The organism is Porcincola intestinalis (assembly GCF_009696445.1).
Taxonomy (GTDB): Bacteria; Bacillota; Clostridia; order Lachnospirales; family Lachnospiraceae; genus Porcincola; species Porcincola intestinalis.
Map to the genome: position 1 here is coordinate 135,565 of NZ_VULZ01000007.1, position 25,029 is coordinate 160,593.

The following is a 25,029-nucleotide window of genomic DNA, read 5'->3' on the forward strand; positions in this document are numbered from 1 at the left end:
GTCTGTCAGTGTCAGGACCACTGAATCGTGATCACGTGAAAGGAGTCATCGCAGGAATACCGGGTGTTCCAGGTATCCACGCCATTTTGCTGCATCAGGTACTGGACGGCGTCGTTGTACATCCTGTCCGTGAACAGCTGCTCTTTGGCCTCACTGTAGGCATCGGCTGACCCGAACTTCATAACGATGCTCTGTCTGCCGCTCTCCACGGAGTCCATCAGCGCATTATACACCGTATCATAGTCAAATGTCTCATAATACATGCCGTTGATTTTGTAGTAGTTCCAGGAATCATCCGTGCAGGCCGGCAGTGTGATGCTCCCGTCCGGGATGTGAGTCGGCAGAATTTCATCGTCCGTGCAGCACAGATAATTGTAGTTCATGACAGTAATGCCGGTTCCGCTCTCCTGACCGTCCGCAAAGACCGGGTCGCCCCAGGTGACATCGACATGGTAATACTGATCGCCGATCCGGACGATATTCCAGGCGTGGTCACCGCCATTTTTAATCTTTCCTGTCACATACGTACAGAAATAGCCCATCCTGTGGAGGATATACTGGAAAGCCTTGGCGTATCCCGCACAAACCGACTTATGATACAGAAGCGCACTCTGCGCGCATTGACTGGACGGTGCATTCACGTCGTATTCAACCTGATTGATCAGGTACTCATAGACCGACTTGATCCGTCCGTAGTCCGACCAGGTTTCATCCGTCTGGGCGATACACGCGTCCGCTGCGGCATCCAGCTGCTGTTTCATCTCATCGCGCTGGTCCGCCGGAACGGTTGACTCGATCTGGTAGCTGACCACCTTTCCGGTGAGATTGCTGACAACCGTCTGCGCGCTGGATCCGACCCAGAACAGCTCCGGATGATCCGCCAGGACGGCATAGTACGCCTTCCAGAAGTCGTCCGCGCTGACCTGTGCGTACAGATCCCCGCTGTCCTCCCGGTTGCTGAGCCTGGAATACAGCTCTCTGTAGATTTCGTTATAGCTGCTGTCCAGGTGGTCAAAGTAATATTCCTCGACGCCCCCGTGATCCCACTCCGTATCCCCCAGATGGTAGTACGGGCTCTTCTCCAGACCGGCGGAGACCGCCAGATGCCGCGCCCCGCAGCCGCAGAGCGCCAGCGCCGCGAGGGTCATCATCAGAATGGCGGCTCCCTTCTTCAGAAGCCCCCGGCCTCTTCCGGCCTCCGGTCTTCCTGTCCGGCTTCTCTCTTTTCTCTCCATTCAAACCTCATACTATGTACAGCTATGTGGCCGCTCAGCGCTTCCACTTTTCGCAGAGCCTCAGAATTTCCTGCGTAAACTCCGAGAGATCCTTGTTGGCTCCGCCCTCGCTGTCCCGGATCACGCTCATCAGCCGCGAACCGGCTGCAACCAGCTTCGTGTACACCTGGGCTGCTTTTCTGGTCTGCGAGGTCACGCGCACAGCCGCGCCCCTGTCGGAACCCTTTCTGCGGACAAATGCACCTCCGGCTGCCTTCGCCTCCGCAAGGCCTTTCTGCTTTTCCTTCGAGAGCAGCACCGGCTGCGCGTCAACCGTGATCTGGCCGCTGGCCAGATCAAACTCTGCGCCGGAATAGGGCGCATAGGCATCCAGTCCGAGCTCATTCTTCAGCCTGTCCCTGAAGATCTCCGTGACATAGTCCTCGCCATGCGTGACAAAGACCTTCTGAGGCTTTTCCTCCATCGAGGAAATCCAGCGCATGAGTCCCTCATTGTCAGCATGTCCGGACACCCCCGGCAGCTGGCAGATCTCCGCCTCGACATCGATGTCCTCGCCGAACAGCCGGAGATGATCCGCCCCCTCCAGGAGCGCCCGCCCCGGTGTTCCCGCTGCCTGGTAACCGACAAACAGGATGGTACACTCCGGCCGCCACAGATTATGCTTGAGGTGGTGCTTGATCCGCCCGGCATCGCACATGCCGCTTGCGGAGATGATGACCTTCGGCTCCTCGATGAAATTGATCGCTCTGGAGTCGTCCGCTGTGACAGCCGTCTTCAGCCCGTCAAAACCGATCGGATTAATCCCCCTCTGAAGCAGTGCCGTCGCTTCTTCGTCAAAATCCTCATACATCCGCTTCTGGAAAACCTGCGTCGCTTCATTTGCAAGCGGAGAATCCACATAAACCTTAAACCCCTCGTGTCCGGATACCATGTGTTTTTCCTTGATTTCCCGGATAAAATAGAGCATCTCCTGGGTTCTGCCTACGGCAAATGAAGGAATCACGACATTTCCGCCCCGGTCGAAGGTACGCTGGATGACCTCCGCCAGCGCCTGCGCATAGTCCGATCTCGGTGGGCGCGGGTGTGCACGGTCACCGTAGGTAGATTCCATCACCACATAGTCCGCCTTCTTCGGATAGACCGGATCCCGGATGAGCGGCTGATTCGTGTTCCCAATATCCCCGGAGAAAATGATAGACCGCGTCGTGTCTCCCTCCGTGATGGTCACCTCGATCGAGGCAGATCCAAGCAGATGACCCGCGTCAAAAAAGCGAACCTTGATTCCGTCGGCGATGTAGCGTTCTTCCTCGTAGTTCAGGTTTACAAAACACTTTATCGCGCCTTGCGCGTCCTCAATTGAGTACAACGGCTCGACCAGCTCACGGCCTGCCCGCTGATTCTTGCGGTTCTTCCACTCGGCCTCAAATTCCTGGATATGGGCAGAGTCGAGCAGCATGATGCTGCACAGATTTGCCGTGCCATAGGTCGAGAAAATCTGACCGTGGAACCCATGTCTGTACAGAAGCGGGAGATTTCCGGAATGGTCGATGTGTGCATGCGTCAGCAGGACCATGTCGATGTCCCCCGCCGCCACCGGAAGTGGTTTGTTCTCATATAAATCCGGTCCCTGCTCCATCCCGCAGTCAATCAGGATCTTTTTTCCGGCAGCTTCCAGATAGTAGCAGCTTCCTGTGACTTCGTGATCAGCTCCAAGAAAAGTCAGTTTCATGGACAAATCCTCCCTTTCACCAAATATTTCAGATAATGACAGTATATCCTATTTGAGGGACTTGATGAACTTTTTCCGGTATAATCAGGTTATCGATTGTGTATGGCTTTGCAACTGCCGAGCAGCTTGTGGCACCAGAAAGACCGGACTTAAAAGGATGGGGGAAAAGGAATGACCGGAATCTGTTTTGATATTGACGACACGCTCTACAGCCGCGGGGCACTACTGATCCAGGCAGCTGAGGAAACGCTCAGGCGGACAGATGGTTTTATTATGTCAGAAAGGACGTCTTTTTCCGGTGAAGTTTTTCTTAAGATTTTCTACGAAAAGAGCGACGAGAATTTCGCGCTTGTGGAAAGCGGCGCAATCACGGCAAGAGAGTCGAACATCTGGCGCCTTCAGCAGACGTTTCTGACAATGGGGCTGCCCACAGAATCGTGGCAGGGTGCGTATTTCACGGACCGGTACACGCAGCTCCAGAATCAGATTATGCTCTCTCCGATCATGAGGAAACTGCTGGAGGACCTGGCCCGGCGCGCCAAAGAACCGGCCGGGCAGCTCCGGCTTGGTATCGTCACCAACGGGGCATCCGGCCACCAGTGGAAAAAATACCGGCAGCTCAGGCTGGAGCGCTACATCCCGAAGGCCTATGTGACTGTTTCCGGGGACGTCGGCATATCCAAGCCGGATCCCGGCATCTTCCGCGCGGCGGAAGATGCAATCGGCCTGCCGCCCCAGGACCTCTGGCTTGTCGGAGATTCCCTGAAGCACGATATCGAAGGTGCCCATGCTGCGGGATGGCATACGGTCTGGATGAACAGAAATGCCGGCAGTCTGCAATGCGCAGATGCCGGCATCACCGTCCACAGCGAGGCGGGGCTTACAGCCGCCCTCCGGCGGCTGGTACAGACCGCTGAACCCAGCTTCTGAATCTGTCCGGTCTGCACATCCTGCCCTTGTCTACCGGAGCCGGCTTCAGATTCGAAGTCCTGTCGGCGCATGACGCAGCAGAATGCTGCATCCGGACCTCTGCCGTCCGGAGCCGGCTTCAGATGCTCATGATCAGCTGGTAGACTGCAGCCATAACCGGCAGCGTCACGATGGAAACGACCGACGTGAAGATGATGCCGTTGGAGCACTCCTCCGACCGGATCCCCCGCTCTGACAGCATAACGAGCGGCATCGTGCCAACCGGCATCGCCATCATGATCATGCTCAGCTGACGGACCTTCTCCGGCATCGGCACAAACCTGAGAACAATAACGCAGATGGCCGGAAGGACAATCATCTTCAGCAGCATGAAAAGATACATACGGCGGTCCTTGAAAATTGACAGCAGATTCTTCTCCCGGCCGACGCTGACACCGATGATGATCAGTGAAACCGGAACCGCTGCATCGCCAAGATACGAGATCGGGGAAGCGATCACATTTGGCACCCTGGCGCCGCAGACAAATACAATGAGGGCGGCCAGACAGGCGATCGTTCCCATGTTGATCATCGGACGGATCTTCTTCCAGAGAGACCCTTTCTCCGCCTTCCGCTCCGATGGTTCCATCTGGTCCAGATAATAGATGCCCAGCGTGTAGAACAGGACGTTGTATTCAAAGATATAAATGGCAACGTAGAAAACATACTCAGCCCCGAGCAGGCTTGTGACCACCGGAATCCCGATGAATCCCAGGTTGGAGAATATGAACATCATCTGATAGATAAGTCTCCTGACGCGGTCCTTCGACAGAAAGCGGGCAAACAGCCAGCCTGTCAGAATGGCGACCAGAAAGACCAGTGCCGCAACTGCGAAGATCCCTCTTGAGAATTCAGGGCGTTTCCCTTCCGTGTGAATCACCATGCTCGAGAATATGATTGCGGGATTGAAGACATCCGCTGTCAGTCTGGACAGCGTCTTCAGTCCCGAATCGGAAATCATTTTCAATCTGTAGGCGGCAAAGCCGACAGCAATGATCATCAGCACAACCACCATCTGCTCAAGTGTATGCAAGGGACTCATGACAATACCTCCGGGCTTTTTTATACGGCAGGAATATGATACATGCAGCAGATGAGCCGGTCAAACAGTTTCAACCGTTTTTGCCGCTCATTTCCGCACATTTTCAGGTACAAACCTGTCTCCGGTTGTGGTATCCTAGAACCGGTTGTGTGCAATCGACGTGCCTGTCTGAATCTGGCGCCCAGACGGCGCAGGCACTGCACCAGATACCTGATCATTCATCGTCTTACCAGAATAAAGAGGGGATCTATATGAATCATTACGATACCATTATCGTCGGCGCAGGTCCCGGCGGCATTTTTTCTGCCTACGAGCTGGTCCGCCTGTGTCCGGATATGAAGATCGCCGTGTTTGAGCACGGCGGGCCGCTCCCGGAGCGCAGATGCCCGATTGACGGCGACCGGATTAAGAACTGCATCCACTGCAAGACCTGCTCTATCATGAGCGGGTTCGGCGGCGCAGGTGCCTTCTCCGACGGAAAGTACAACATTACAAATGAGTTCGGCGGCACGCTCTACGAGTACATCGGACGTGAAAAAGCCATTGACCTGATGAAGTATGTCGATCAGATCAATATGGAGAACGGCGGCGGACAGACGAAGCTCTACTCGACGGGCAACTCGCAGCTGCGCACGCGCTGCCTGCAGAACGACATGCATCTGCTCTCCGCCTCCGTCCGCCATCTCGGAACGGACATCAACTACCAGGTGCTGAGCAACATTTACGACAGGCTGAAGGATAAAGTGGACTTCTATTTCCACACGCCTGTCAGCAGCATCCGGGCAGATGAGCCAGGATTTACCATCCAGACGGAGAAGGGTGCATTCACCGCGGACGACTGCATCGTCTCCGTCGGGCGATCTGGCTCCAAATGGATGGAAACGGTCTGCTCTGACCTGAATATTCCAACCAAATCGAACCGTGTCGATATCGGAGTCCGTGTCGAGCTCCCGGCTCCGGTTTTCCAGAACATCACAGATGAGCTGTACGAGGGCAAGATCGTCTATAAGACGAAAAAGTACCAGGATCTGGTGCGTACCTTCTGCATGAACCCCAAGGGCGCTGTTGTTACGGAGAACACCAACGGCATCGTCACGGTCAATGGACACAGCTATGAGGATCCGTCCCGCCAGACAGAAAACACAAACTTCGCGCTGCTGGTCTCGAAGCACTTCACCGAGCCCTTCACCGACAGCAACGGGTACGGCGAGAGCATCGCGCGCCTGTCGAACATGCTGGGCGGCGGTGTCATGCTGCAGCGATTCGGCGATCTGATCCGCGGCCAGCGGAGTACGGCGAAGCGTATCTCCAAATCCTTCACGCACCCGACACTGGAAGCGGTCCCCGGGGACCTGTCCCTGGTTATCCCGAAGCGCATCCTTGACGACATCATCGAGATGATCTATGCCCTCGACAAGATTGCACCGGGTACCGCAAGCGATGACACCCTGCTTTATGGCGTCGAGGTCAAGTTCTACAACATGACCGTCGATATCGACAAGGATCTCCAGACCTGCCACAAGGGTCTGTTTGTGATCGGGGACGGCAGCGGCGTCACGCATTCCCTTTCACACGCCTCCGCAAGCGGCGTGTATGTTGCAAGATACATCGCAGATCACCAGAAGGAATTCAAACAATCGTGAATACAAATACAGAGAACAAAGACATTACGGCTAATGCAACTGTCCCTCAGGCGGACACGTCGGAGCCGATCGATTTCACCTACATCGAGAACGCCAGAAAGCCGGTCGGCGAGCTGGGCGGAACCGTCCTGGATGACATGAACGAGAGTCATGCCGCCCTTACCGAATGGGGCTTTGCGCACCTTCATTTTGGAAGCACCGTCCTGGACGTAGGCTGCGGCGGGGGCAATGCGCTCCGCCTCGCCATGCATCAGGATCCCGGCGCGGCATTCTTCGGCATCGACTACTCCGACGTATCAATTGAAAAAGCGACGGCCTTCAACGGGGAGGCCGTGATGAGCGGGCGGCTGAGCCTGAAGAAAGCCTCTGTCAGCAGCCTGCCCTTCGGGGACGGTTTCTTTGACACCGTCTACTCGGTTGAAAGCTACTTCTTCTGGCCGGATCTTCCCAATGATATGAGGGAAATCTGCCGTGTCCTGAAATCCGGCGGCACCTTTGCCATCATCGTGGAAATGGTTGCCGGGGACATGAGCGATCGTTTTGAAAAGATCACCGAGCACCTTCACATGAATGTGCTTGCCCCGGAGCAGCTCGCTGAAGTCTACAGACAGGCCGGATTCACAGACGTGACGTATGACTGGGACAAGGAAAAAGGCTGGCTCGTCATGCAGGGCAGGAAAGCCTGAGGCCGGCAGCGCATGTGTCCGGGAGAAAATCGCTGAATCGGAGGGGATACAGATGAGAAAAGCTGCTGTTCTGTTTCCGGGAATCGGCTACAGCGTCGAGAGACCGCTGCTTTACTATTCCGGAAAAATGGCAAGGGCGCAGGGATACGATGTCATCCCTGTTCCGTATTCAGGCTTTCCGAAAAAGCAGGCGGGAAGTCACGACATGCTGCTGAAGGCATTTCAGATTGGCAGAAACGAAGCGGAAGTACTTCTGAAGGACGCACATCTGGAAGCCTGCGACGATCTGATTTTCTTCTCGAAAAGCATCGGGACAGCGATCGGCGCGTCCTATGCCGACAATCACCACCTCGACCGGAAGGTCCGGCATGTCCTGTACACGCCTGTTGCCGAAACCTTTGATTTTCTGAAGGGCTCCGGAATCGCATTTCACGGCACAAAAGACCCCTGGGCGGAAAATGATGCCATTCTGAACACCTGCCGCAGATGCAAGATCCCGCTCTTTACCTTTGATGGCGCAAACCACTCCCTTGAGATCGGTGATTTCCGGACGGACATCCAGAACCTGGAACAGATTATGGAAACCGTCTGGGACTACCTCTTCTCGGGGATGTAACAACAATACACACTTTGACGGCGATTCATTCATTTACAGGGAACTGTTTCACTATGAGTAAAAAAGTCGTTCTGACCGGCGGCGGAACCGCCGGCCATGTTACACCGAACATTGCGCTGCTCCCGACGCTGAAAAAACTCGGGTATGAAGTCTCCTACATTGGTTCCTATAACGGAATTGAAAAAAAGCTGATCACGGAGCAGGGAATTTCATACAGCGGAATCGACTCCGGAAAACTCCGCAGGTACTTTGACTGGAAGAATTTTTCCGATCCCTTCCGCGTCCTGCACGGCTACTTTCAGGCGAAACGCATCCTGAAGCGGACAAAGCCTGATGTAGTCTTCTCAAAGGGCGGCTTTGTCAGCGTGCCTGTTGTCCGCGCCGCCGCCAGCCTCCATATCCCGACCATCATCCACGAGTCAGACATGACGCCCGGGCTGGCCAACAAACTGGCCATCCCGGCAGCACAGAAGGTCTGCTGCTCCTTCCCGGAGACCATGCAGTACCTCCCGAAGGACAAAGCCGTCCTGTCCGGCTCCCCTGTCCGTCAGGAGCTGTTTGAGGGTACCCGGGAAAACGGACTGCAGTTTACAGGTTTTCCGGATGATGGAAAACCCGTTCTCCTGGTCGTCGGCGGAAGCCAGGGAGCGGCCTGCATCAATTCTGCACTGCGCGCCTGCCTGCCGGAGCTTTTAAAACAGATGCGGATCATCCATCTCTGCGGGAAGGGCAACCTGGATCCGTCCATCCATTATCCGGGCGAATATGTCCAGTATGAGTACATTGAAAGCGAGCTCAAGGACCTCTTCGCGCTCGCCGACATGGTTCTCTCGAGAGCCGGAGCCAACGCGATCTGCGAGCTGCTCGCGCTGCGCAAGCCGAATCTCCTGATTCCGCTCTCCGCGGCGGCCAGCAGAGGGGACCAGATCCTGAACGCGCGTTCCTACGAAAAACAGGGCTACAGTATGGTTCTGGAGGAGGAAAAGCTTACGCCGGGGATTCTGCCGGAGAAGCTCCAGGCTCTTTATGAAAACAGACAGCGCTATATCGACGCCATGAGCAGAGCAGCTCAGAGCAATGCCATCGATATCATCTGCGGGCTGATCACTTCCTGTTCAAATGTCACATAAATGTGCATGATACATTTTCACTTCATTCGGAGGTTCTCTGTGCAGACCTCCGAATTTCTTTTTTCTGCCTCCGAAAGGGTTTACAGCCCGCATTGCAGATGATATAAAACCATCATTCCCAATTCACTTTTCTTTTACATCTCTCTTTGAAAGCCACTCTGAGCATCCATCCTCTTCCCTCACATGAAGATCTCCAGATCTCAACCGGGTAGCCGATGGACCCTGATCTCTCTTCACGCTTCCAGCAGGTCTGTCTCCGGAAACGCATAAACCTCTTACGCTGATGTGTACAGGCACAAGTCCGCCGTTCACTGCACAGGCATCTGAAGAGTCCCGCTCCGCAGAAAGATCCTGACGGAAAATCCCAAAGAAAGGAGGCTCCGTATGAACAGACTGGCTGCCCATCTCACCCATTTCTCTTCTCTCGCGCATTCTGCCGCCAGGGACTTCATCCAGGACGAGGACGGTGTCACCGTTGTTGAAATCATCCTGGTACTCGTAGTTCTGATTTCACTCGTCGTCATCTTCAGAAAGCAGCTCACGAATATCGTCAAGGACATCCTTGACCGGGCTGCAAGAGACGCAAGGGGCGTCTGATGGCACTGCATCCCCCACAAATGCCGGCAATCATGCCGGAGGTGTCTGATGACGCATCCTGATGCGTAACCGGAGGGCATATGAGGCGCTCGCGTGCGGTTATCACCGTTTTTTTCAGTCTTCTGAGTATTCTGTTTCTCAGTCTGATGTTCACATGCGCCGAGGCGGTCCGATATCGCAGTGCGCGCGCACACTGCGCCAATCTGACAGCGGTCGGAAGCTGGTCGGTATTCTCCGAGTTTGAGAACCGGCTGCTTGAAAAATTCGACCTGTTCGGCATCCACAGCGCGGGAGGCGGCGCAAGCCTGTCCATCCCGAAGCTTAATGAATCCCTGAAATCCTGGATGGATGAAAACGCTGATGTCCGGGGATCGATCAGCGAAAAGCTGCCCGGACTGACATTTGACCCCTTCCAGGTAACAGTCCAGTCGACCGAGATCACCGCGTATGCTCTTCTCTCAGACAAAAGAGGCGAGTATTTCTACCAGCAGGCAGTGGATTTCATGCATGAAACGGCATGGATGAATGCGCTTGGCAAGCTTTCAGACGCTGCAAAATCCGCAAAAGACGCACAGGAGGCATTGAAAACCTATGAACAATCAAAAAAAGATGCTGACAAAAAGGCTAGACAGCTCAAAGAGAAAACAAAGCAGCTTGAGGGGACCCTCAAGGCCGATTCGGACACCGACTCTTCTCAAACGGGTTCCGTCGTCATCATCGGCGCGGACAACTCCGCCTCTGTGGGATCCTCCCCCGACGGCCTGTCTCCTTCTCAGCAGCAGATGAAGGCTGAAAAAGAAAAAGCCTCCAGGGTCAAAAACCCCCTCTGGAAGATGATCACGCTCAGCTGGAAGAATGTCCTTCCGCTCGTCTGCGGAGATCTGAACATCTCCGCAGGAAAACTTCCCGGAAAGGAACTTCTGTCCAAACGCCGGAAAGAGTCCGGTATGCTCGACCTTGATCAGAAACGCGGCGGCGCGGCGGATAACCTGCTGTTTCGAGAATACCTGCTCGATCATTTTCCCAGATGGCATTCCGATGAGCCGGCTGCCCGCCTGAAGTACCAGATTGAATATCTTATCGGCGGGACTGCCTCCGATTCAAAAAACCTGAAAAAGACCGTGAATCGGCTGATTCTTCTCCGCGAGGCGTACAACTATCTCCATCTTCAGAAAGACCCGAAGGCACTGAAGGAAACCTCCACCCTTGCTGCGCTGATTCTGGGCTGGACCGGCAATGCTGCTCTGATTGAATCGTTCCGGGAACTTCTCGTGATCTACTGGGCATACGGAGAATCTCTGTACGACGTCCGAATTCTGATGCACAAAGGGAAGGTTCCCCTGATCAAGACCACTACTGACTGGCACGTCCCCTTAAGCCAGCTCCATGACCTTCCGTCACGACTGGAGAAGGCTGACCGGACAGCCGGAAAAGGGCTTGCCTATGCTGATTACCTGCGGCTTCTTCTGAATATGCAGTCCGTCAAGGTTCAGAAGGAACGGGCCCTCGATCTTATCGAGCTCAATCTTCAGAGTGAGGAAGGCTGCGAGACGTTCCGGGCAGACGCCTGCGTCATCGCCATGAAGAATGTCTGCACATTCCGCATCCGTCCCGTCTTCTCTGCCGTTCCAAAGTCTTTCCTTGGTACAGGGTATTCCGGCGGAGAGATCCGGATTGAAGGCGGATTTGCATACTTATGCAGCTTTCGGTTCACCAGACCGAACCCTGTTTTTTGTCCCGTCAACGCTGACCACGCAAGTGAGGTGAGAAAGGATGTCCTTTCCAGGCAGAATGCAATCCGAATTACAATTATGTGTTCTCAGTCCCCTCTCCATCCCATCTACAGGCGGCAGCTCTGCACGCCCGGCTGAGAACCCAGACAAATCTGCCATGCTGACGCTGGCTGTAAAGAATCAGTGCAGCTGCGGAAGCATTCAACCAACACACTCAGGAAAGGAAAACGCACTCTCTCCCACAAAAAAGCGGTCAGGATTCCCCTCAATCCGCCGGATTGAACCGCGCCGAAGAAGGACATCCTCTCCCGCCTCACTTACAGTTGAAGCCGCGCTGGAACTCCCCCTGTTTTTCCTGTGCATGGTGCTGATTCTGCACCTGTCCGTCGTTTTCAGAGTCGCTGCGGAATTCTCTGGAAATATGACTCAGGCGGCAGAACAGCTTTCCTTATTTGCCTACTCCCGCGCCTATGAGGACTCCAACCAGTTGCTTCGCGGGGCTCTCTCCGATGCCTGGGTACACAGCCAGGTCATCCCGAAGGCCACAGACAAGGAGGTCATCCAGCATCCCTCCTTTCTGCTCTCATCTTTTCTGAAGGAGAACAGCCGCATCTCCCTTGTCCTCACCTATCAGATCAAAGCGCCTGTTTCGGTCATCCGGCTTCCCTGGAAAATCTTCGTTCAGAAGATCACCATCCGCGGCTTTACAGGCCGTAAAAGTGTCTCGGGCGAGAACAGCGGCGAAGACAGCGTAAAGGAAAACCGGGAGGTTTATGTGACAGACTCCGGAACGGTCTACCACACGGATGCTGACTGCTCCCACCTGAAACTGACTGTCGCGCAGATCCCCCGCCCGCAGCTGAAAACCGTCCGGAATTATAAGGGTTCAATCTACAAAATCTGCCGGTACTGCGGCTCGAAGAATCCCGGAAGCAGCACTGTTCTTGTAAACCCCTACGGTGATGCCTGGCACACCAGCTCCGCCTGTCCGGGGCTGAAGAGAAGCATCCGGACTGTTCATGCAGAGGATGTCCATGACCTGCGCGAGTGTCTGGACTGTGCGAAAAGGAGGGCTGCGGCATGACCTGGAACCTGCTGATTTCCTACCTCGCAGCCCTGGTCTATCTCCTGCTGAGCGCCAGAAGCGACCTGAAGTACCGTTCGATCCATCCGCTTTACGCCATTCTGACCGCTGCTGCAGCGCTGCCCTTCAATCTGCTGACCGGTCTGTACCCGCCGGCGGAGCTTGTATATCTGCTCGGCGGCGGGGCTTTCCTGTTTCTGATTTCCTTTGCCAGTCACTTTGCTCTGGGAGCCGGTGACTGCTTCGTCATCACCGCCTGCGGCTTTCTGATCGGTTTCTCCGAAGAGATTGCCTGCGTGACATCCGGTTTCCTGTTTTGCGCCATATGGTCCTTCTCCCTTCTTCTTCGGAAAAAAGCCGGCAGAAAGGACACGCTTCCATTTCTGCCCTTCCTGTTTGCCGGGCACCTGACTGTCTTCACACTCAATCTGATCACCTGAGAGGATCCAATTCATGTCGAAACTGTTTTCTGCTGCTTTTATTTTTGCCAGAACACGCCTTTCCGCAGTTTTCACCGTGGAAGCCGCCCTTCTGATGGCTCTGATCCTTCCTGTCCTGCTCAGCCTGATCTATCTGGGATTCCTTGACCATGACCGCGGTGTCCTGCAGGGCGCTGCCTGTGAAACCGCCGCCCTGGCTGACAACAGTGTTCCAGATAAAGCCCGCGCGAACAAACTGCGTACCCTTACAGAAGGAATCGGAAAGGATGCTGTCCTTGTATCCCGCAGCCTGGAGTCTTCTTTTTCGCTCAGCAAGGATTTGGTCCAGGTTTCCTACACAGGAAGCATGAAGGTCCCTGGCCTTCTTCCGCGGCTTTTCGGCAGGGAAACACTCCCGACCGGGCGGACCTTTTCGAGGAAACTGTTTTCTCCTGCTCCCGCCATCCGGAAAATCCGGGGACTGCGGTATCTCAGCTCCAGGCTGAACGGAAAAGAGGATTCATCGTGAATATCACCGTTATCAAAGAAACAGACCAGGCATACCTCTCTCTGGACGGATTTGATCCTCAGGAATATGGCTATGCTGTCAATATGGTACAGAACTGTCCACTTGAAGGTCTCCTGCCGGTCCATATCTTTTTCTGCGACGGCAAAAGTCTTGTGCGGTACCGCATCACCGGTTTTACTTCCCTTACAGAACGGTTCAATGACAGTCCGCTTCGACTGGCTGACCTCCGGAACATCCTCTACACCCTCCGCGATATCTGTCAGAGGCTTCCGGAATACCTGCTGTCCTCAGAGGATCTTCTCCTCGATCCGGAAAAACTGTTCATCAGTCCCGGCGACAGTAAAGTCCATGTCTGTTATATCCCCGGTCTCCCGACCATGCTTCCTTCCAGCCGGATGCTTCTTGCGGAGTTTCTTCTGAAGCATACCGACCATGCGGACCAGCTCGCGTCCGCCCTGGTATACCGGTTCTATGATCAGGTATCCGAGAACAGCCGGTCTCTGTCTGATGCGCTCGCCCAGACGCTCCAAAGCCAGCCCGATCCCGACTCGAATCCGGGATCCGCGGCTTCTTCCACGCCGCTATCGGGCTGTCCATCCGGAGAAAGTCCCTCCCCCGTTTTCCAGAACACTGCCGAATCCGGGATCTCCGCAGCGCATGCCTCCTGTGCATCGAAACCTTCCTCTGTCCCTCATCCCCATCCCTCTCTCTCGGACACCGGCTGTCCGACACCCCGGCCGGCGGTCCCGAAGGTCATCCGGGAAAGGATGGAGCATGACCGGAAAACCCTGATCCTGCTTCTTCTGGCTTTCTCCCTGCTGGGCATCGGCTGCGCAGTTGCCCTGAAAATGGACGCTGCACAGATCGGCGGAATCGGTTTTCTGACTGCCTCCGTCATCTGGCTGGTCAGGCAGCAGCAGGTCAAAAAAAGAAGTGAACTCCGGAATATCTGGTCTGATGAGGAGCAGGAGATGGAAGACGATGATACCTTCTACCGTTCTCTTCTGCGTGAGGTGTATGCGGATCAGGACAACGCCCCACAAGGTCCTCCGTTTTATCCCCGGGACAACATTCCACCGGGTTCTCCCTCTTTCCCCCAGGGTAGCATTTCGCAGGACTCCAAGTCCTTCCCGGTGAATGACACACCGGCCGGATCATCCTGCCTCCAAAGCCTCTCCCCCGAACAGTACAACGACATCCCTCTTCACAGGCGGCTACTCATTATCGGAAAGAGCCCCAGAGAGTGTGACATCTGCCTGAAGTCCGACACCGTCAGCCGGATTCATGCCAGAATTGAACGCGTCTCTGACACCTATTATCTGACCGATCTGTTCTCCACGAACGGCACCTTCCTGGATGGACGCAGGCTGGAGCCCAACCATGCCTCCCCCATCCCGCCTGGCGCGGAGATCCGGATCGCCGGGTACCGTTACCGTGCAAATCTCTAACGGTAAGCAGTTCACCCCCGGCATTAAACGTGCTATCATGGCCCTATGAATGAGCTGATCTATTTTTTCAAAACCAGAAAAAAGGCAAACCTGACCATCGTCATCATCAATGTCGTAGTCTACATCGTCCTTGCCCTGACAGGAGACCCGGCTGACTCTGCATTCATGCTGAGGCATGGCGCCTGCTACCTCCCCGCTGTCATAAACGGCGAGTACTACAGGCTGTTTACCTCCATGTTCCTGCACTTTGGTTTTTACCACATTGTCTACAACATGCTGAGTCTGATCTTCCTCGGTGACATTCTGGAGACCATCGCAGGACCTGTCCGCTACCTGGTCATCTATCTGGCCGGCGGAATCGGAGGCAATCTTCTGTCACTGGCCGTCAGTATGAAAACCGGGAGCTACGCTGTCTCAGCAGGCGCCTCCGGCGCGATCTTCTCCGTCATCGGGGCACTGCTCTACATCGCCCTGCGAAACAGGGGCACCTTCGGAGAGCGGAACATGAAAAAGCTGGTCTTCATGGTCGTCCTGATGATCATGCAGGGAACGGTTGACAAGGGTGTCGATGGTGCTGCCCATCTTGGCGGCCTGATCAGCGGCTTTCTTCTGGGCATTCTTCTTTACCATCAGAAAAGGAGCACACAATATGAAAGACTGTAACTGCATCTTCTGTAAAATCGCCAACGGAGAGATTCCCTCAGCCACGCTTTATGAAGATTCGGATTTCCGGGTCATCCTTGACCTGAATCCTGCCTCTAAGGGGCACGCGCTGGTTCTTCCGAAGGAACACTACGCGAATGTTTTTGAGCTTCCCGAGGACCTTGCCGGAAAAGCTTTTGTGGTCGCGAAAAAGGTTGCTTCAAGACTGTCTGAAGGACTCGGTGCGATCGGTTTTAACATCGTCCAGAATAACGGGGAGCCGGCAGGACAGACGGTTTTTCATTTCCATATCCACCTGATTCCCCGCTATGAGGGAGACACCGTGCATGTCGGTTGGAAGCCCGGCACGCTGTCCGATGACGACAAGAAGGAAATTCTGGATCTCTTTGAATAACAGGAACTGTGCTGATTCATGTCCACGGAGGGAAGCTGTCTATGGAGAACCGAACGATTGATCTTCTGCCCATGATCAGAAGAATGGGGCGGACAACCATTCAAAACGGAAAACTCTATCTATTCTGGACAGCCTCCGGGATCGACTTCTGCTTCCGAGGAGAACGCATCAGTGTGGTCTTTACAGCCGGTTTTACCTCCATGGAACAGTGGATTTCAATGGAGCTTGACGGTTTCTTCCTGCTTCGCATGCCCCTTCATCGCGGTGAAAACCGGATCGACCTGCTCCAGGGACTGAATGCCGGCGTTATGCACCGGGTTCGCCTTTTCCGTGAGGTCCAGATGATTCCGGATGATCATGCCTGCTTTCTGACCCTGGACTGTCTCCAGTATGAGGGAGAGATCACTGCTCCCCCGGAATCCAGCCTGACCATTGAGTTTGTAGGCGACAGCATCACCAGCGGGGAGGGCAGCTGCGGCGCCCAGATGGAGGAGGACTGGATCAGCCCCTACTTCGGGGTAGAGAACAATTATGCCCGGATGACAGCTGACATCCTTAATGCCAGGTTCAGCTGTATCTCCCAGAGCGGCTGGGGTGTTGTGTCTGATTATCAGAATAATCCGCACCGTGTCCTTCCGCGTTTCTATGAGCAGATCTGTGGTGTCACATGCTGCCGGGAGAATATCCTGGCGCATGCTCACGATCCGTTTGATTTTTCTGCAGACCCTTCCGATATTGTCGTTGTGAATCTTGGCACCAATGACGACGGGGCCTTTCACGCAGCCCCGTACTTCGACCCGGAGACAATGTCTGTTTTTTGCCAGCGGCTCGATGAATTTGGCCGTCCGCAGATGAAGGACGCGGAGCGGCTTCAGGAAGCTATCATCGCTTTTCTTCAGAAAATCCGCAGGTACAATCCGCATGCGCAGATCATCTGGTGCTATGGGATGCTGGGAGACTTCCTGTCCCATGAAATCGCCGGTGCCGTGCGCATATACCGCACAGAATCAGGCGATACAGACACCCATTTTCTGCTTCTGCCTCCTACAAAACCGGGTATGTTCGGTGCCCGGCAGCATCCCGGGCGCGCTGCGCATCAGGCAGCCGCACAGATTCTGTCATCGTATATCAGGCAGCTGCGGGGATAATCGGCCTGCCGCCACCCGTATATGCTGCCGTTTTTTTCGGTGCGCTTTATTGTTCTATTATTGTTCTTTTATTGTTTTTTCTATCTTCTATCTCTCTGTCTTCTCCGGTTCTTATCGTTCCCGGCGCTTGCCGGTACCCCCTCTTTTTCCTTTCACCCGTCAGCCTCGGCTCGTCCGCCAAACCCCGGAGGTACTTTCTCATGGACCAGAAACGCTTTCAGGAATGCCGCAGCCAGCTCATGGAGCGCATCGAGGTAACCCGCGATCTGTCTGACGCAGAGATCTATACCATCATTGACGAGTTGATCGAGGAAAGCGACCCGCGCAGAAGACTGCGCCTTTCTGACCGCTGGGAAATGCGCAAGGAGCTGTTCAATTCAGTCCGCCGGCTCGATGTCCTTCAGGCTTTCATCGATGACGACTCCGTCACGGAAATCATGGTCAACGGCCTTCAGAGCATTTTTATTGAACGTTCCGGCCGACTGTTCCGCTGTCCCGAGCATTTCTCGTCGCAGGAAAAGCTCCAGGATGTCATACAGCGCATCGTCGCACTCTCCAACCGTGTGGCAAATGAGGCTGTCCCGATTGTCGACGCCCGTCTGGAGAACGGCGCACGCGTGAACATTGTCATGAGTCCCGTCGCTGTCGATGGACCTGCCATCACTATCCGACGTTTTCCCGACCATCCCATCTCCATGCAGCAGCTGGTCGAATGGGGCTCCGTCTCCCGTGAAGCGGTCGACTATCTGAAAAAACTGGTGAAAGCCGGCTACAACATCTTTATCTCCGGAGGAACCGGATCCGGAAAAACGACATTTTTAAACGCACTCTCCAACTTCATCCCGAAAGACGAACGGATCATTACGGTCGAGGACAATGCAGAGCTTCAGATCCAGGGCGTCCGGAACCTCGTCCGGCTGGAAGCACGCCGGCCAAACGCCGAGGGCGGCGGAGAAGTCACCATCCGTGATCTGATCAGAGCTTCTCTCAGAATGCGGCCGAACCCATGCATTATAAAAAAGTGATGTAATCAAATAGCGCGTATATTTCACAATAGCGCTACATGTCTATACTATCAGATATTACGTGCATTTGGTTCTATTCATTGCGTATATTCGCATTATTAACTGAATTGTCGCACATATACGCATATTGTCAAAAATACCCCCTCAATTTTCAGCCCATTTTAGCGCCTCAGACCGTGAATGAAACAGTCAAAAAAATCGTAAAAACTAGGTGGGTTGTGGGCTCCCCGCGACCGCATTCCGTGGTTCCCGTTAGCAGTACCTAACGGACGGCAACCCATTGCCATGCTAATGCATTGTGCGCCTTTGCACGTATACCCGGAAGGGGTATCTGACCGCTGCCAGGGGTATCTACAGGCGCTTCAGGGGCGGCCCGCGGGCCCGTCGTCCTGCTGCCAGGGCCGTAGCTGCCGCATCGACGCGCCGCGTCGCATCGGATCGGCGCCGACACGATGCCAGGCTGGCGCCTGCAGGGTGCGTCTGGCATCCGCGGACCTGCTGCCACTGCCAGAGCTGCCGCGGATCCGCGACACGATGCCGCGCCGCACTGCAGCTGCCGCCTGCCGTAAATGGATGCGATGCCTGCCGCCTGCCGCCTGCCGCATCGCGCCGCGCATCCCATCTAATAGACAGATCTGGCGGGCCTACACGCATCCCGCTGCAGGATCCAGCACGCAACGCATCCGGATCCGCGCCGCCTGCAGGACGTGCCGGAGAATAAGGGGGACTATAGGGGGATAATTGTTATAGCTAGATAATATCTACCACTACATAATACAGGGGCCGGAAACATAGGCCCGCGGCCGGTCCGAAAAAAATCAAAAAAAAAATTAAAAAAGGGGTTGACACGAATCGTACACCGGTGTACTATACAGCCAGAACGAAACAGGAAACAAACAAACGGAACACGAAAGGGTTCCAACACGAAAGGAGAACAAAATATGAAGACTTATTTTTATAGTGACGAAAATGAAGAATATACACTTCTCGTTGGTTCTGCTGATGAGATCCACAAGGAATTTGAAACTCGCATAGCGAAAGGGTATTTCTTCCGATATGTTGAAGATCCAATTTTTATCCCGGGCCGTACATATGGCCTGATAATTTCCAAGTCGGATTCGATTGACTCCGATTTTGGAATGGAAGTGATCGGCGAAAAGGTTGTGAAACAGGTTGCTAGAGAGCTAACAACCTGCTAATAGCCGAAACGGGGCACACGCCCCGTCTGCCAGTGGCTGGTCGCCTGGCACTGATGAGGCAGGCCGCAAAAATGGAAGGAGACGGAAACCATGAAGAAATATACAGTTATGTTCCGTTCGTGCCAGGACGACGGGCGCGACAACTGGACTGCATGGGATGAGGACCCCTACATGCAGCCGCAGGAAGGCAACCCGGCTGACATCCTGTGTGACTATATGTCATTCCTTGATGACAATTTTCGCGGGATGGGTACAGAATACGCGCTCATTTCCGCGAGCGATACGGATGCGACGTATCGCTACAAGGCACACGATGACGCGGAAGATTATACCCTGATTGAAATCATGGTATTTGAAGTTGAGGAGGACTAACTATGAGTAGATACTTTGACGGCTGTAAAACAGCCGAAGAACTGAAAAAGGCATATCGGGAAGCGGCCGGAAAGCTGCATCCAGATAACAACCCGGACCGGGATACAACCCGGGAATTTCAGGACATGCAGCAGGAATTTACTGCTGCATGGGAACGCCTGAAGGACGTTCACCAGAACGCGGCTGGATCCTTTTACACGAAGGCCGCGACGGGGACGGCGGCGGAATTTATGGACATGATCAACGCCCTTCTTCGGATGGGTGTTGACGTTGAGGTCTGCGGATCCTGGATATGGGTTTCCGGCGACACCCGGCCCGTTAAAGGTGCCCTGAAGGGTATGGGTTTCAGATTTTCCGGAAACAAAAAAGCCTGGTATTGGCATGAAGGACCGTTCCGCAAATGTGGGAAACACGTTTTCAGCATGGATGAAATACGGGATATGTACGGTTCGGAAAAATACGCGGCCGGAGACGAACGCCGCAAAACCATTTCCGCCTGACGATGGGCAGCCGGTTACTGCCCGAAACGCCCGAAAAAGGGCGTCGCGGAAAACCGCAACGCCGGGAAATCATTCTGGCCGTAAAATACAGAGAGGAGACATATCCATGATTAAAATTAGATATTCGAATGGATCCATGGAAATTAATCCGGATGCAATTTTTCCGGCAAAACCTGCTGAGATGAAAACAATTGTATCCGCGATGCTGGATACAGGCGACACCGACGCCGCGGAATCAATTCATGCACATATTCTTGAAAAAGTTAACGCACTGAAAAAGGCGCGTGACGCGATGGATCCAGAGCAGGAAACGGCACGTATTGCAAAAGTGAACGCTGAAATCAGGCGCTATCTGGCAAACGCGAAAGCACTTGAGCGTTTCGGATGCAGCCCGATTATCGACGACGCCGCAAAAATTGTTTTGAAAAAAGCAATTGTTCATACAATTGTAATGGATGCCGAAACGAGAAAACGGACAATCAAAACATATTCCGGATGGACATTTAATAAGAGTGGATATGAATTCGAACTGTACAAGTACAGCGAAAAATGTTATCGCATCCAGATTTGCGGAACTGGATTATATATCATGGAACTCCGGAGCCGCACCGCCGCTATTGAATCGATCACGCCGAACATGATCGAAAAGCTGCACCAGGCAGCGAAAGCAATTGAAAAAGCTAAAGAAGAGTTTACCACTCTGCAGAACGCGGAACGCGCCGAAACCATTTCAGAATCGGCACCCGCTTCAGATCCTGAACAGAAGCCGGAGCCGAAGCAGGAAGAACAGCCGGAGCAGCCGAAGTAGGCTTCCGCGACGCCTGAAGCGGAGCGGACCGCGAAACCGGAGAAATTTTTCATCGGCACAACCATCAGCGGCGACGGCTGGAAGATATTCTTCGACGGCGACGCACAACGCACACGAATCATTTTCAGCCGGGATCCATCAGCTGATGAGCGTGCAGAAGTTGAGGATGCAGGGTTCTACTACTCTAAAAAAATGGGTAGTTGGAATAAAAAGCTGACGTTTAAGGCATACCGCGCCGCGCTGAAGGTTGCGAAACACCTGCAGAAGATCGCAAGAACGGCTGCAGCATAAGCCGCCCGACGCGCTCGAAACATTTCCATTCATCGCTGGCCTATCGGCACGACGGGGAGAAAGGACAAAATCATGAAGCTTAATGAAATCATGGATAAACTCGACGGATTAACGAATGTCGAAGTAATTGTTGATGTTTGCGGGCAGATTGCAGACGAGTGCACCGATCCTGCTAATATTGCACTGTACAAAGATTGCGATGTCCTGCAGATCGGGACAACAGCGGACGGCATTCTTGTTGTAACGGTATCAGATACATACGATGACAATTAACGCTACAGGGCACCGCCGCTGAATTATTCCGCCTGATGAGTGCCGGATTGTTACCGGCCGAAACAATCCCTTCGGGGATTGTCGCGGAAAACTAACGCCGCAAAATCATTTTAGAAAGGGGTGGGACTATGGACAATTATTTTATTGAGAACCTGGAAACAGGTAAGCTTGAATTGCATTTTGAAAAAGCTGCTTATACTGCTCTGTCAGATGAGCAGAAGAGCGCTATAAAAGGTGCGTTTCTTTGGGGGCGCCATTCCGGCTGCTGGATATCACGCTGCAAGCGCCCGAATCTGTATTATCCGCGAGAAATCGCTAAATCGATCGGCCTGGAAGACGCCGGGAAAACGGGCGAAAAGATGAGTTTCGCGGAGCAGATGCAGCAGAAGGCTGAACGCGCGGACCGTCGCGCGGATCGCTACGAAGGATATGCAGACAATGCCGCTGCACGCGGTGAAACCCTGCAAAAACCCATTCGTGATATGCACGGGGATATTGCATTTTTCACGCAGCCGAACATTAACACAAACGCCGGCAGATCATTTACAAATCGCCGTAATAAAATGTTCGCGGCCTTTGATAAGGGATTCGAAGAATTCCGGAAGTCTGCATACTGGAAGGACCGCGCTGCAGCCGCCAGAACAACGGCGGGACAGGCAGAACTAAAAGACAGGGCATTCGTATCGCGCCGGATCGCAGAACGTGAACGTGATATCAGGGCGCTAAAGCGTGGGATTGAATCGAATGAGAAAATGCTGCAGGAAATGAACGCCGGGAAAACATTTTCGAATTATGCAGGAGAACCATATACGGCTGAAAAAAATCCAGGAATGGCTTAATGATCAGCTTGATCTGATGGAAGACAAGCTAGACGAGCTGGGATTCTATCAGGGATGCCTTGAGGATCTGGGCGGGACGCAATTCTCGAAGGCCAACATCAAACCCGGATACACTGTAAAAGTTCAGCGATTCGGCACTGCGGTTGTTGTGTCGGCCGGTCCGAAGAATATCACTGCCAAGCTGTCAACTGGTAGTGTTCTCAAATTCGCATACGCCGAGATTCTTCAGATCGTCAGCGACGCAGTGAAAGAAACTCCGCAGCATCCTTTTAATATCGGAGATACGTTCAACTGTCATCGATGGAACCCGGAAAACAGCAGCTATGAGAATGCAACATACACGATCATAAAATCATCCGCCAGCACAGTTACCATGCAGCACGGTTCCGAAAAGCCATTCATCAGAAAACCACATCAACTCCCCTGGGCGAATGCCAATGAATGGGCTATCAAGGTTACAGATGGCTTTGATGGAATCTGGCGTAAGCGATCAGCATGAACATTCTACGCGGGGCGTCAGCAACGCCCCGGAATCATTTTAAATGGGGGATAAAGCAATGACACGATATATTATCACGCACGGGAAGAAAACAGAATCGAAGAAGATCGTCAGCATGTATACATATTCTGTAGAACTGGCGGAGTCGCCTGAACAGGCAGCTGCACAATACGCAGAGAAGCATCCGGATGAGGTTGTGCATTACGCGCGCGAGGCGACAGCATACGACCGAGACATGCTAGGCCTGGGATATCTCACAGACGATGAATGTGCGGCCCAAATGATCGCGCTTCAGGACATGTATGCACATGACAAGACAGAGCTTTCAGCCGTTGAGAAGCGCCTTATGGAATATACCCCCGAGGAGTTTTCTGCTCATGCGGCTTATCAGAAATCCCGGCAGTTTGAGTCGCAGAACGCAGACGGTGTATTTATCGGTGATATTTACTATACTGAATGGGGCTACGATCAAACCAACGTTGACTTTTATCAGGTAGTACAGCTTAAGGGCAAGCACACCGCCGTGCTCCGCCAGCTGGAAGCCAAACGCGGCTTGTCGGGAACAAGCTACAACGGCCTGACGCGCCCGATCCGTAATGCATTCAAAGCTAATACTAAACCGATCACCGTCCGGACAAAATACGAAAATCACGAGCTGACTATGCGTATCGAGAGAAATTACCTCAGACTCGCAGAATTTGGCAAGCTGTACAGTTATTCGGTTGGGGCGTAAGCCCCTTCCGTGCTATGATATATGCACAGGAGGGAACAACCATGGACGAGAGAAAACAGCATCAAATAGAAAGACAAAGCTCATGGCGAAAGCAAAATACAACTAGGCGTGAGATTCAATTTAATAATATTAATGATCAAGATATTCTAAAGTGGCTTGATTCAAAAGGACGCGATGCCGCTGGATATATCCGGAAGCTTATCCGGGACGACATAAAGCGAAGCCAGGAATAACGCCGCCGAATCATTTTGATTTGCGACGCCGCAGGATCATTTTAAGCACAGGATGGCAATTCCATGAGTAAGAAAAAATATAGATGCGTTCCATTGGATCTGATGCGCAAAGTGGAAGGCGAATACCCTGAAGCCTGGGATCAGATGGCGTATTTCCACTCACTACGCGGGAGTGAACCAGATATGCAGTGGCCGGAATGGTGTTATGCGCCTATGGCCGCCGCATCAGCAATTGTCACAAATGCCATGATCCCCGATTTTTCAGAAAAAGCATTTTTCGACATCTCATCGATCTTCGCACTGGCTCCGTGGCGGTTAACCCGGCAAGTATACGCCATGGATGCTGATCTTGAACGGGAGCTGATTGATTCGGAACCAGCGACAAAGATCCCGACTGAGATTCTGCATCGCCTTCCGTACCAGAGCTTTTACGTGCAGACGGCAGATATATCTGTCTTCGGACATAAGATCGATGGTTTTTTCGTAACGCTGGAATACGACGTGAAAAACGGCGAGCATGAGCTTCGACTGCTGCCGGTGTCAGCAGACCTGTCGTTCATTCTTCCGCTGTCGCTGCACATCAACTGCGAGACGATCGGTGAGGCGTTCGACCGGTACGAGGATGTAACTAACCAGCGTTCGCTGGAATTCCTGGGCGTTGAATATAAAAAGCTGGTAAATACTCCCATCAAAAAGATGGGAGTCGACGTTACCCGCCAGAGCGCGAAGGCAGCGATTCAGGAGCTGCTGCCCATCGTTGTATATATCTGCTCTACGGATAACGACATTCGGGAGCGGAAACCGGCGAAACCGAAACCGCCCGTAGTAACTGCTGCGAAGCCCCAACCGACACAGAAAACGGAGCCTGTAGCTAAGAAAATCAACTTCTGGGATGTCGGTGTGAGGATCGGACCGGCGCTGAAAAAATATCACGAGCATCAGGTTGCGCGCGGATCCACGCATGAGGGATCGCACACACCAAAGCGGCCGCACATCCGCAGGGCGCATTACCATTCATTCTGGACCGGGCATCGGAACGATGAGGCAAATCGAGAGCTGGTGGTGAAGTGGATCCCGCCGATCTTCGTCAATGCCGAAGATGGCAGCGATGCGCCGGTGACGATCCACAGGGTAAAATAAAAAAACGGGGCATTACGCCCTGTTTTTTTATTCCCAATCGGTCCATGGGGAA

Annotated in this window: 28 protein-coding genes and 1 other RNA gene; 26 read left to right on the forward strand and 3 right to left on the reverse strand. The window is 53.5% G+C overall.

The annotated features are described in order from the left end of the window. Nucleotides 1-11: 11 nt before the first annotated feature. Both FYJ35_RS08070 and FYJ35_RS08075 read right to left on the reverse strand, forming a co-directional pair. Nucleotides 12-1,235, reverse strand: a complete 1,224-nt coding sequence (locus FYJ35_RS08070; RefSeq protein ID WP_154525371.1) for a transglutaminase domain-containing protein — start codon at nucleotides 1,233-1,235, stop codon at nucleotides 12-14. Nucleotides 1,236-1,269: 34 nt separating this feature from the next. Continuing rightward, complete coding sequence (locus FYJ35_RS08075) at nucleotides 1,270-2,964, reverse strand: MBL fold metallo-hydrolase RNA specificity domain-containing protein (RefSeq protein ID WP_154525373.1); 1,695 nt, start codon at nucleotides 2,962-2,964, stop codon at nucleotides 1,270-1,272. A 171-nt stretch (nucleotides 2,965-3,135) separates the two neighbouring features. Between FYJ35_RS08075 and FYJ35_RS08080 the strand changes: the two genes are divergently transcribed. Next, nucleotides 3,136-3,894, forward strand: a complete 759-nt coding sequence (locus FYJ35_RS08080; RefSeq protein WP_154525375.1) for an HAD family hydrolase — start codon at nucleotides 3,136-3,138, stop codon at nucleotides 3,892-3,894. A gap of 118 nt (nucleotides 3,895-4,012) precedes the next feature. Here the strand turns inward: FYJ35_RS08080 and FYJ35_RS08085 are convergent, their stop codons facing one another. Beyond that, entirely contained in the window at nucleotides 4,013-4,975 is a 963-nt protein-coding gene (locus FYJ35_RS08085) for an AEC family transporter (RefSeq protein WP_154525377.1), read from the reverse strand. 251 nt (nucleotides 4,976-5,226) lie between these two features. Between FYJ35_RS08085 and FYJ35_RS08090 the strand changes: the two genes are divergently transcribed. From FYJ35_RS08090 to FYJ35_RS08210, 25 genes are all read left to right on the forward strand, one after another. Next, nucleotides 5,227-6,618 carry an NAD(P)/FAD-dependent oxidoreductase gene (locus FYJ35_RS08090; RefSeq protein WP_154525379.1) on the forward strand — a complete coding sequence of 464 codons (1,392 nt, stop codon included), beginning with the start codon at nucleotides 5,227-5,229 and terminating at the stop codon, nucleotides 6,616-6,618. Beyond that, nucleotides 6,615-7,304: a class I SAM-dependent methyltransferase gene (locus FYJ35_RS14700; RefSeq protein ID WP_154525381.1), complete on the forward strand. Its 690-nt coding sequence runs from the start codon at nucleotides 6,615-6,617 to the stop codon at nucleotides 7,302-7,304. Before FYJ35_RS08090 ends, FYJ35_RS14700 begins: the two co-directional genes overlap by 4 nt. 52 nt (nucleotides 7,305-7,356) lie before the next feature. Then, nucleotides 7,357-7,920, forward strand: a complete 564-nt coding sequence (locus tag FYJ35_RS08100; RefSeq protein ID WP_154525383.1) for an alpha/beta hydrolase — start codon at nucleotides 7,357-7,359, stop codon at nucleotides 7,918-7,920. 53 nt (nucleotides 7,921-7,973) lie between these two features. Beyond that, nucleotides 7,974-9,050: an undecaprenyldiphospho-muramoylpentapeptide beta-N-acetylglucosaminyltransferase gene (locus tag FYJ35_RS08105; RefSeq protein WP_154525385.1), complete on the forward strand. Its 1,077-nt coding sequence runs from the start codon at nucleotides 7,974-7,976 to the stop codon at nucleotides 9,048-9,050. 384 nt (nucleotides 9,051-9,434) lie between these two features. Continuing rightward, on the forward strand, nucleotides 9,435-9,647 hold the full coding sequence (locus tag FYJ35_RS08110; protein ID WP_154525387.1) for a Flp1 family type IVb pilin: 213 nt from the start codon (nucleotides 9,435-9,437) through the stop codon (nucleotides 9,645-9,647). Between the two features lie 80 nt (nucleotides 9,648-9,727). Then, a complete protein-coding gene (locus tag FYJ35_RS08115; protein ID WP_154525389.1) occupies nucleotides 9,728-11,518 on the forward strand; it encodes a DUF5702 domain-containing protein in 1,791 nt (596 codons plus the stop codon). 283 nt (nucleotides 11,519-11,801) lie between these two features. Next, nucleotides 11,802-12,464, forward strand: coding sequence for a hypothetical protein (locus FYJ35_RS08120; RefSeq protein ID WP_154525391.1), 663 nt, complete (start codon nucleotides 11,802-11,804; stop codon nucleotides 12,462-12,464). Further along, the gene (locus tag FYJ35_RS08125) at nucleotides 12,461-12,904 is read left to right on the forward strand and encodes a prepilin peptidase (RefSeq protein WP_154525393.1); all 444 of its coding nucleotides are present in this window, start codon (nucleotides 12,461-12,463) and stop codon (nucleotides 12,902-12,904) included. The genes FYJ35_RS08120 and FYJ35_RS08125 overlap by 4 nt, the downstream gene beginning before the upstream one ends. 13 nt (nucleotides 12,905-12,917) lie before the next feature. After that, a complete protein-coding gene (locus FYJ35_RS08130; RefSeq protein WP_154525395.1) occupies nucleotides 12,918-13,412 on the forward strand; it encodes a TadE family protein in 495 nt (164 codons plus the stop codon). Next, complete coding sequence (locus FYJ35_RS14985; protein ID WP_205839773.1) at nucleotides 13,409-14,860, forward strand: DUF6382 domain-containing protein; 1,452 nt, start codon at nucleotides 13,409-13,411, stop codon at nucleotides 14,858-14,860. Before FYJ35_RS08130 ends, FYJ35_RS14985 begins: the two co-directional genes overlap by 4 nt. Nucleotides 14,861-14,905: 45 nt before the next feature. Continuing rightward, complete coding sequence (locus tag FYJ35_RS08140) at nucleotides 14,906-15,523, forward strand: rhomboid family intramembrane serine protease (protein WP_154525397.1); 618 nt, start codon at nucleotides 14,906-14,908, stop codon at nucleotides 15,521-15,523. Beyond that, on the forward strand, nucleotides 15,510-15,917 hold the full coding sequence (locus tag FYJ35_RS08145) for an HIT family protein (RefSeq protein ID WP_154525399.1): 408 nt from the start codon (nucleotides 15,510-15,512) through the stop codon (nucleotides 15,915-15,917). Before FYJ35_RS08140 ends, FYJ35_RS08145 begins: the two co-directional genes overlap by 14 nt. 41 nt (nucleotides 15,918-15,958) lie before the next feature. Next, nucleotides 15,959-17,065 (forward strand): GDSL-type esterase/lipase family protein, encoded by a 1,107-nt coding sequence (locus FYJ35_RS08150; protein WP_154525401.1) that lies wholly within the window; start codon nucleotides 15,959-15,961, stop codon nucleotides 17,063-17,065. A gap of 200 nt (nucleotides 17,066-17,265) precedes the next feature. Beyond that, on the forward strand, nucleotides 17,266-18,090 hold the full coding sequence (locus tag FYJ35_RS08155; protein ID WP_154525403.1) for a CpaF family protein: 825 nt from the start codon (nucleotides 17,266-17,268) through the stop codon (nucleotides 18,088-18,090). A gap of 941 nt (nucleotides 18,091-19,031) precedes the next feature. Then, the gene (locus FYJ35_RS08160; protein ID WP_154525405.1) at nucleotides 19,032-19,289 is read left to right on the forward strand and encodes a hypothetical protein; all 258 of its coding nucleotides are present in this window, start codon (nucleotides 19,032-19,034) and stop codon (nucleotides 19,287-19,289) included. Between the two features lies 1 nt (nucleotide 19,290). Next, an RNA gene (locus FYJ35_RS08165) (hammerhead ribozyme type II) lies at nucleotides 19,291-19,357 on the forward strand. A 22-nt stretch (nucleotides 19,358-19,379) separates the two neighbouring features. After that, the gene (locus FYJ35_RS08170; RefSeq protein ID WP_154525407.1) at nucleotides 19,380-19,661 is read left to right on the forward strand and encodes a hypothetical protein; all 282 of its coding nucleotides are present in this window, start codon (nucleotides 19,380-19,382) and stop codon (nucleotides 19,659-19,661) included. A 2-nt stretch (nucleotides 19,662-19,663) separates the two neighbouring features. Continuing rightward, nucleotides 19,664-20,161, forward strand: coding sequence for a J domain-containing protein (locus FYJ35_RS08175; RefSeq protein ID WP_154525409.1), 498 nt, complete (start codon nucleotides 19,664-19,666; stop codon nucleotides 20,159-20,161). A 106-nt stretch (nucleotides 20,162-20,267) separates the two neighbouring features. After that, on the forward strand, nucleotides 20,268-20,969 hold the full coding sequence (locus FYJ35_RS08180) for a hypothetical protein (protein ID WP_154525411.1): 702 nt from the start codon (nucleotides 20,268-20,270) through the stop codon (nucleotides 20,967-20,969). Between the two features lie 363 nt (nucleotides 20,970-21,332). Then, entirely contained in the window at nucleotides 21,333-21,533 is a 201-nt protein-coding gene (locus tag FYJ35_RS08185; protein ID WP_154525413.1) for a hypothetical protein, read from the forward strand. A gap of 128 nt (nucleotides 21,534-21,661) precedes the next feature. Next, on the forward strand, nucleotides 21,662-22,372 hold the full coding sequence (locus FYJ35_RS08190; protein WP_154525415.1) for a DUF3560 domain-containing protein: 711 nt from the start codon (nucleotides 21,662-21,664) through the stop codon (nucleotides 22,370-22,372). Between the two features lie 16 nt (nucleotides 22,373-22,388). Beyond that, nucleotides 22,389-22,871 (forward strand): hypothetical protein, encoded by a 483-nt coding sequence (locus FYJ35_RS08195; RefSeq protein WP_154525417.1) that lies wholly within the window; start codon nucleotides 22,389-22,391, stop codon nucleotides 22,869-22,871. A 58-nt stretch (nucleotides 22,872-22,929) separates the two neighbouring features. Then, complete coding sequence (locus FYJ35_RS08200; RefSeq protein WP_154525419.1) at nucleotides 22,930-23,604, forward strand: hypothetical protein; 675 nt, start codon at nucleotides 22,930-22,932, stop codon at nucleotides 23,602-23,604. Between the two features lie 41 nt (nucleotides 23,605-23,645). Further along, on the forward strand, nucleotides 23,646-23,837 hold the full coding sequence (locus FYJ35_RS08205; RefSeq protein ID WP_154525421.1) for a hypothetical protein: 192 nt from the start codon (nucleotides 23,646-23,648) through the stop codon (nucleotides 23,835-23,837). Nucleotides 23,838-23,900: 63 nt separating this feature from the next. Further along, on the forward strand, nucleotides 23,901-24,977 hold the full coding sequence (locus FYJ35_RS08210) for an AcrVA2 family anti-CRISPR protein (RefSeq protein ID WP_154525423.1): 1,077 nt from the start codon (nucleotides 23,901-23,903) through the stop codon (nucleotides 24,975-24,977). The last annotated feature ends 52 nt before the right edge of the window (nucleotides 24,978-25,029 follow it).

Bases quoted from the DNA above. Each gene is read 5' to 3' on its own strand.
- FYJ35_RS08175 (WP_154525409.1), top strand. From the start codon at position 19,664: ATGAGTAGATACTTTGACGGCTGTAAAACAGCCGAAGAACTGAAAAAG.
- FYJ35_RS08080 (WP_154525375.1), top strand. From the start codon at position 3,136: ATGACCGGAATCTGTTTTGATATTGACGACACGCTCTACAGCCGCGGG.
- FYJ35_RS08195 (WP_154525417.1), top strand. From the start codon at position 22,389: ATGGAAGACAAGCTAGACGAGCTGGGATTCTATCAGGGATGCCTTGAG.
- FYJ35_RS08200 (WP_154525419.1), top strand. From the start codon at position 22,930: ATGACACGATATATTATCACGCACGGGAAGAAAACAGAATCGAAGAAG.
- FYJ35_RS08145 (WP_154525399.1), top strand. From the start codon at position 15,510: ATGAAAGACTGTAACTGCATCTTCTGTAAAATCGCCAACGGAGAGATT.
- FYJ35_RS08170 (WP_154525407.1), top strand. From the start codon at position 19,380: ATGAAGAAATATACAGTTATGTTCCGTTCGTGCCAGGACGACGGGCGC.
- FYJ35_RS08160 (WP_154525405.1), top strand. From the start codon at position 19,032: ATGAAGACTTATTTTTATAGTGACGAAAATGAAGAATATACACTTCTC.
- FYJ35_RS08155 (WP_154525403.1), top strand. From the start codon at position 17,266: ATGGACCAGAAACGCTTTCAGGAATGCCGCAGCCAGCTCATGGAGCGC.
- FYJ35_RS08075 (WP_154525373.1), bottom strand. From the start codon at position 2,964: ATGAAACTGACTTTTCTTGGAGCTGATCACGAAGTCACAGGAAGCTGC.
- FYJ35_RS08140 (WP_154525397.1), top strand. From the start codon at position 14,906: ATGAATGAGCTGATCTATTTTTTCAAAACCAGAAAAAAGGCAAACCTG.
- FYJ35_RS08085 (WP_154525377.1), bottom strand. From the start codon at position 4,975: ATGAGTCCCTTGCATACACTTGAGCAGATGGTGGTTGTGCTGATGATC.
- FYJ35_RS08120 (WP_154525391.1), top strand. From the start codon at position 11,802: ATGACTCAGGCGGCAGAACAGCTTTCCTTATTTGCCTACTCCCGCGCC.
- FYJ35_RS08110 (WP_154525387.1), top strand. From the start codon at position 9,435: ATGAACAGACTGGCTGCCCATCTCACCCATTTCTCTTCTCTCGCGCAT.
- FYJ35_RS08115 (WP_154525389.1), top strand. From the start codon at position 9,728: ATGAGGCGCTCGCGTGCGGTTATCACCGTTTTTTTCAGTCTTCTGAGT.
- FYJ35_RS08100 (WP_154525383.1), top strand. From the start codon at position 7,357: ATGAGAAAAGCTGCTGTTCTGTTTCCGGGAATCGGCTACAGCGTCGAG.
- FYJ35_RS08105 (WP_154525385.1), top strand. From the start codon at position 7,974: ATGAGTAAAAAAGTCGTTCTGACCGGCGGCGGAACCGCCGGCCATGTT.
- FYJ35_RS08150 (WP_154525401.1), top strand. From the start codon at position 15,959: ATGGAGAACCGAACGATTGATCTTCTGCCCATGATCAGAAGAATGGGG.
- FYJ35_RS08185 (WP_154525413.1), top strand. From the start codon at position 21,333: ATGAAGCTTAATGAAATCATGGATAAACTCGACGGATTAACGAATGTC.
- FYJ35_RS08125 (WP_154525393.1), top strand. From the start codon at position 12,461: ATGACCTGGAACCTGCTGATTTCCTACCTCGCAGCCCTGGTCTATCTC.
- FYJ35_RS08070 (WP_154525371.1), bottom strand. From the start codon at position 1,235: ATGGAGAGAAAAGAGAGAAGCCGGACAGGAAGACCGGAGGCCGGAAGA.
- FYJ35_RS08090 (WP_154525379.1), top strand. From the start codon at position 5,227: ATGAATCATTACGATACCATTATCGTCGGCGCAGGTCCCGGCGGCATT.
- FYJ35_RS08180 (WP_154525411.1), top strand. From the start codon at position 20,268: ATGATTAAAATTAGATATTCGAATGGATCCATGGAAATTAATCCGGAT.
- FYJ35_RS08190 (WP_154525415.1), top strand. From the start codon at position 21,662: ATGGACAATTATTTTATTGAGAACCTGGAAACAGGTAAGCTTGAATTG.
- FYJ35_RS08130 (WP_154525395.1), top strand. From the start codon at position 12,918: ATGTCGAAACTGTTTTCTGCTGCTTTTATTTTTGCCAGAACACGCCTT.
- FYJ35_RS08205 (WP_154525421.1), top strand. From the start codon at position 23,646: ATGGACGAGAGAAAACAGCATCAAATAGAAAGACAAAGCTCATGGCGA.
- FYJ35_RS08210 (WP_154525423.1), top strand. From the start codon at position 23,901: ATGAGTAAGAAAAAATATAGATGCGTTCCATTGGATCTGATGCGCAAA.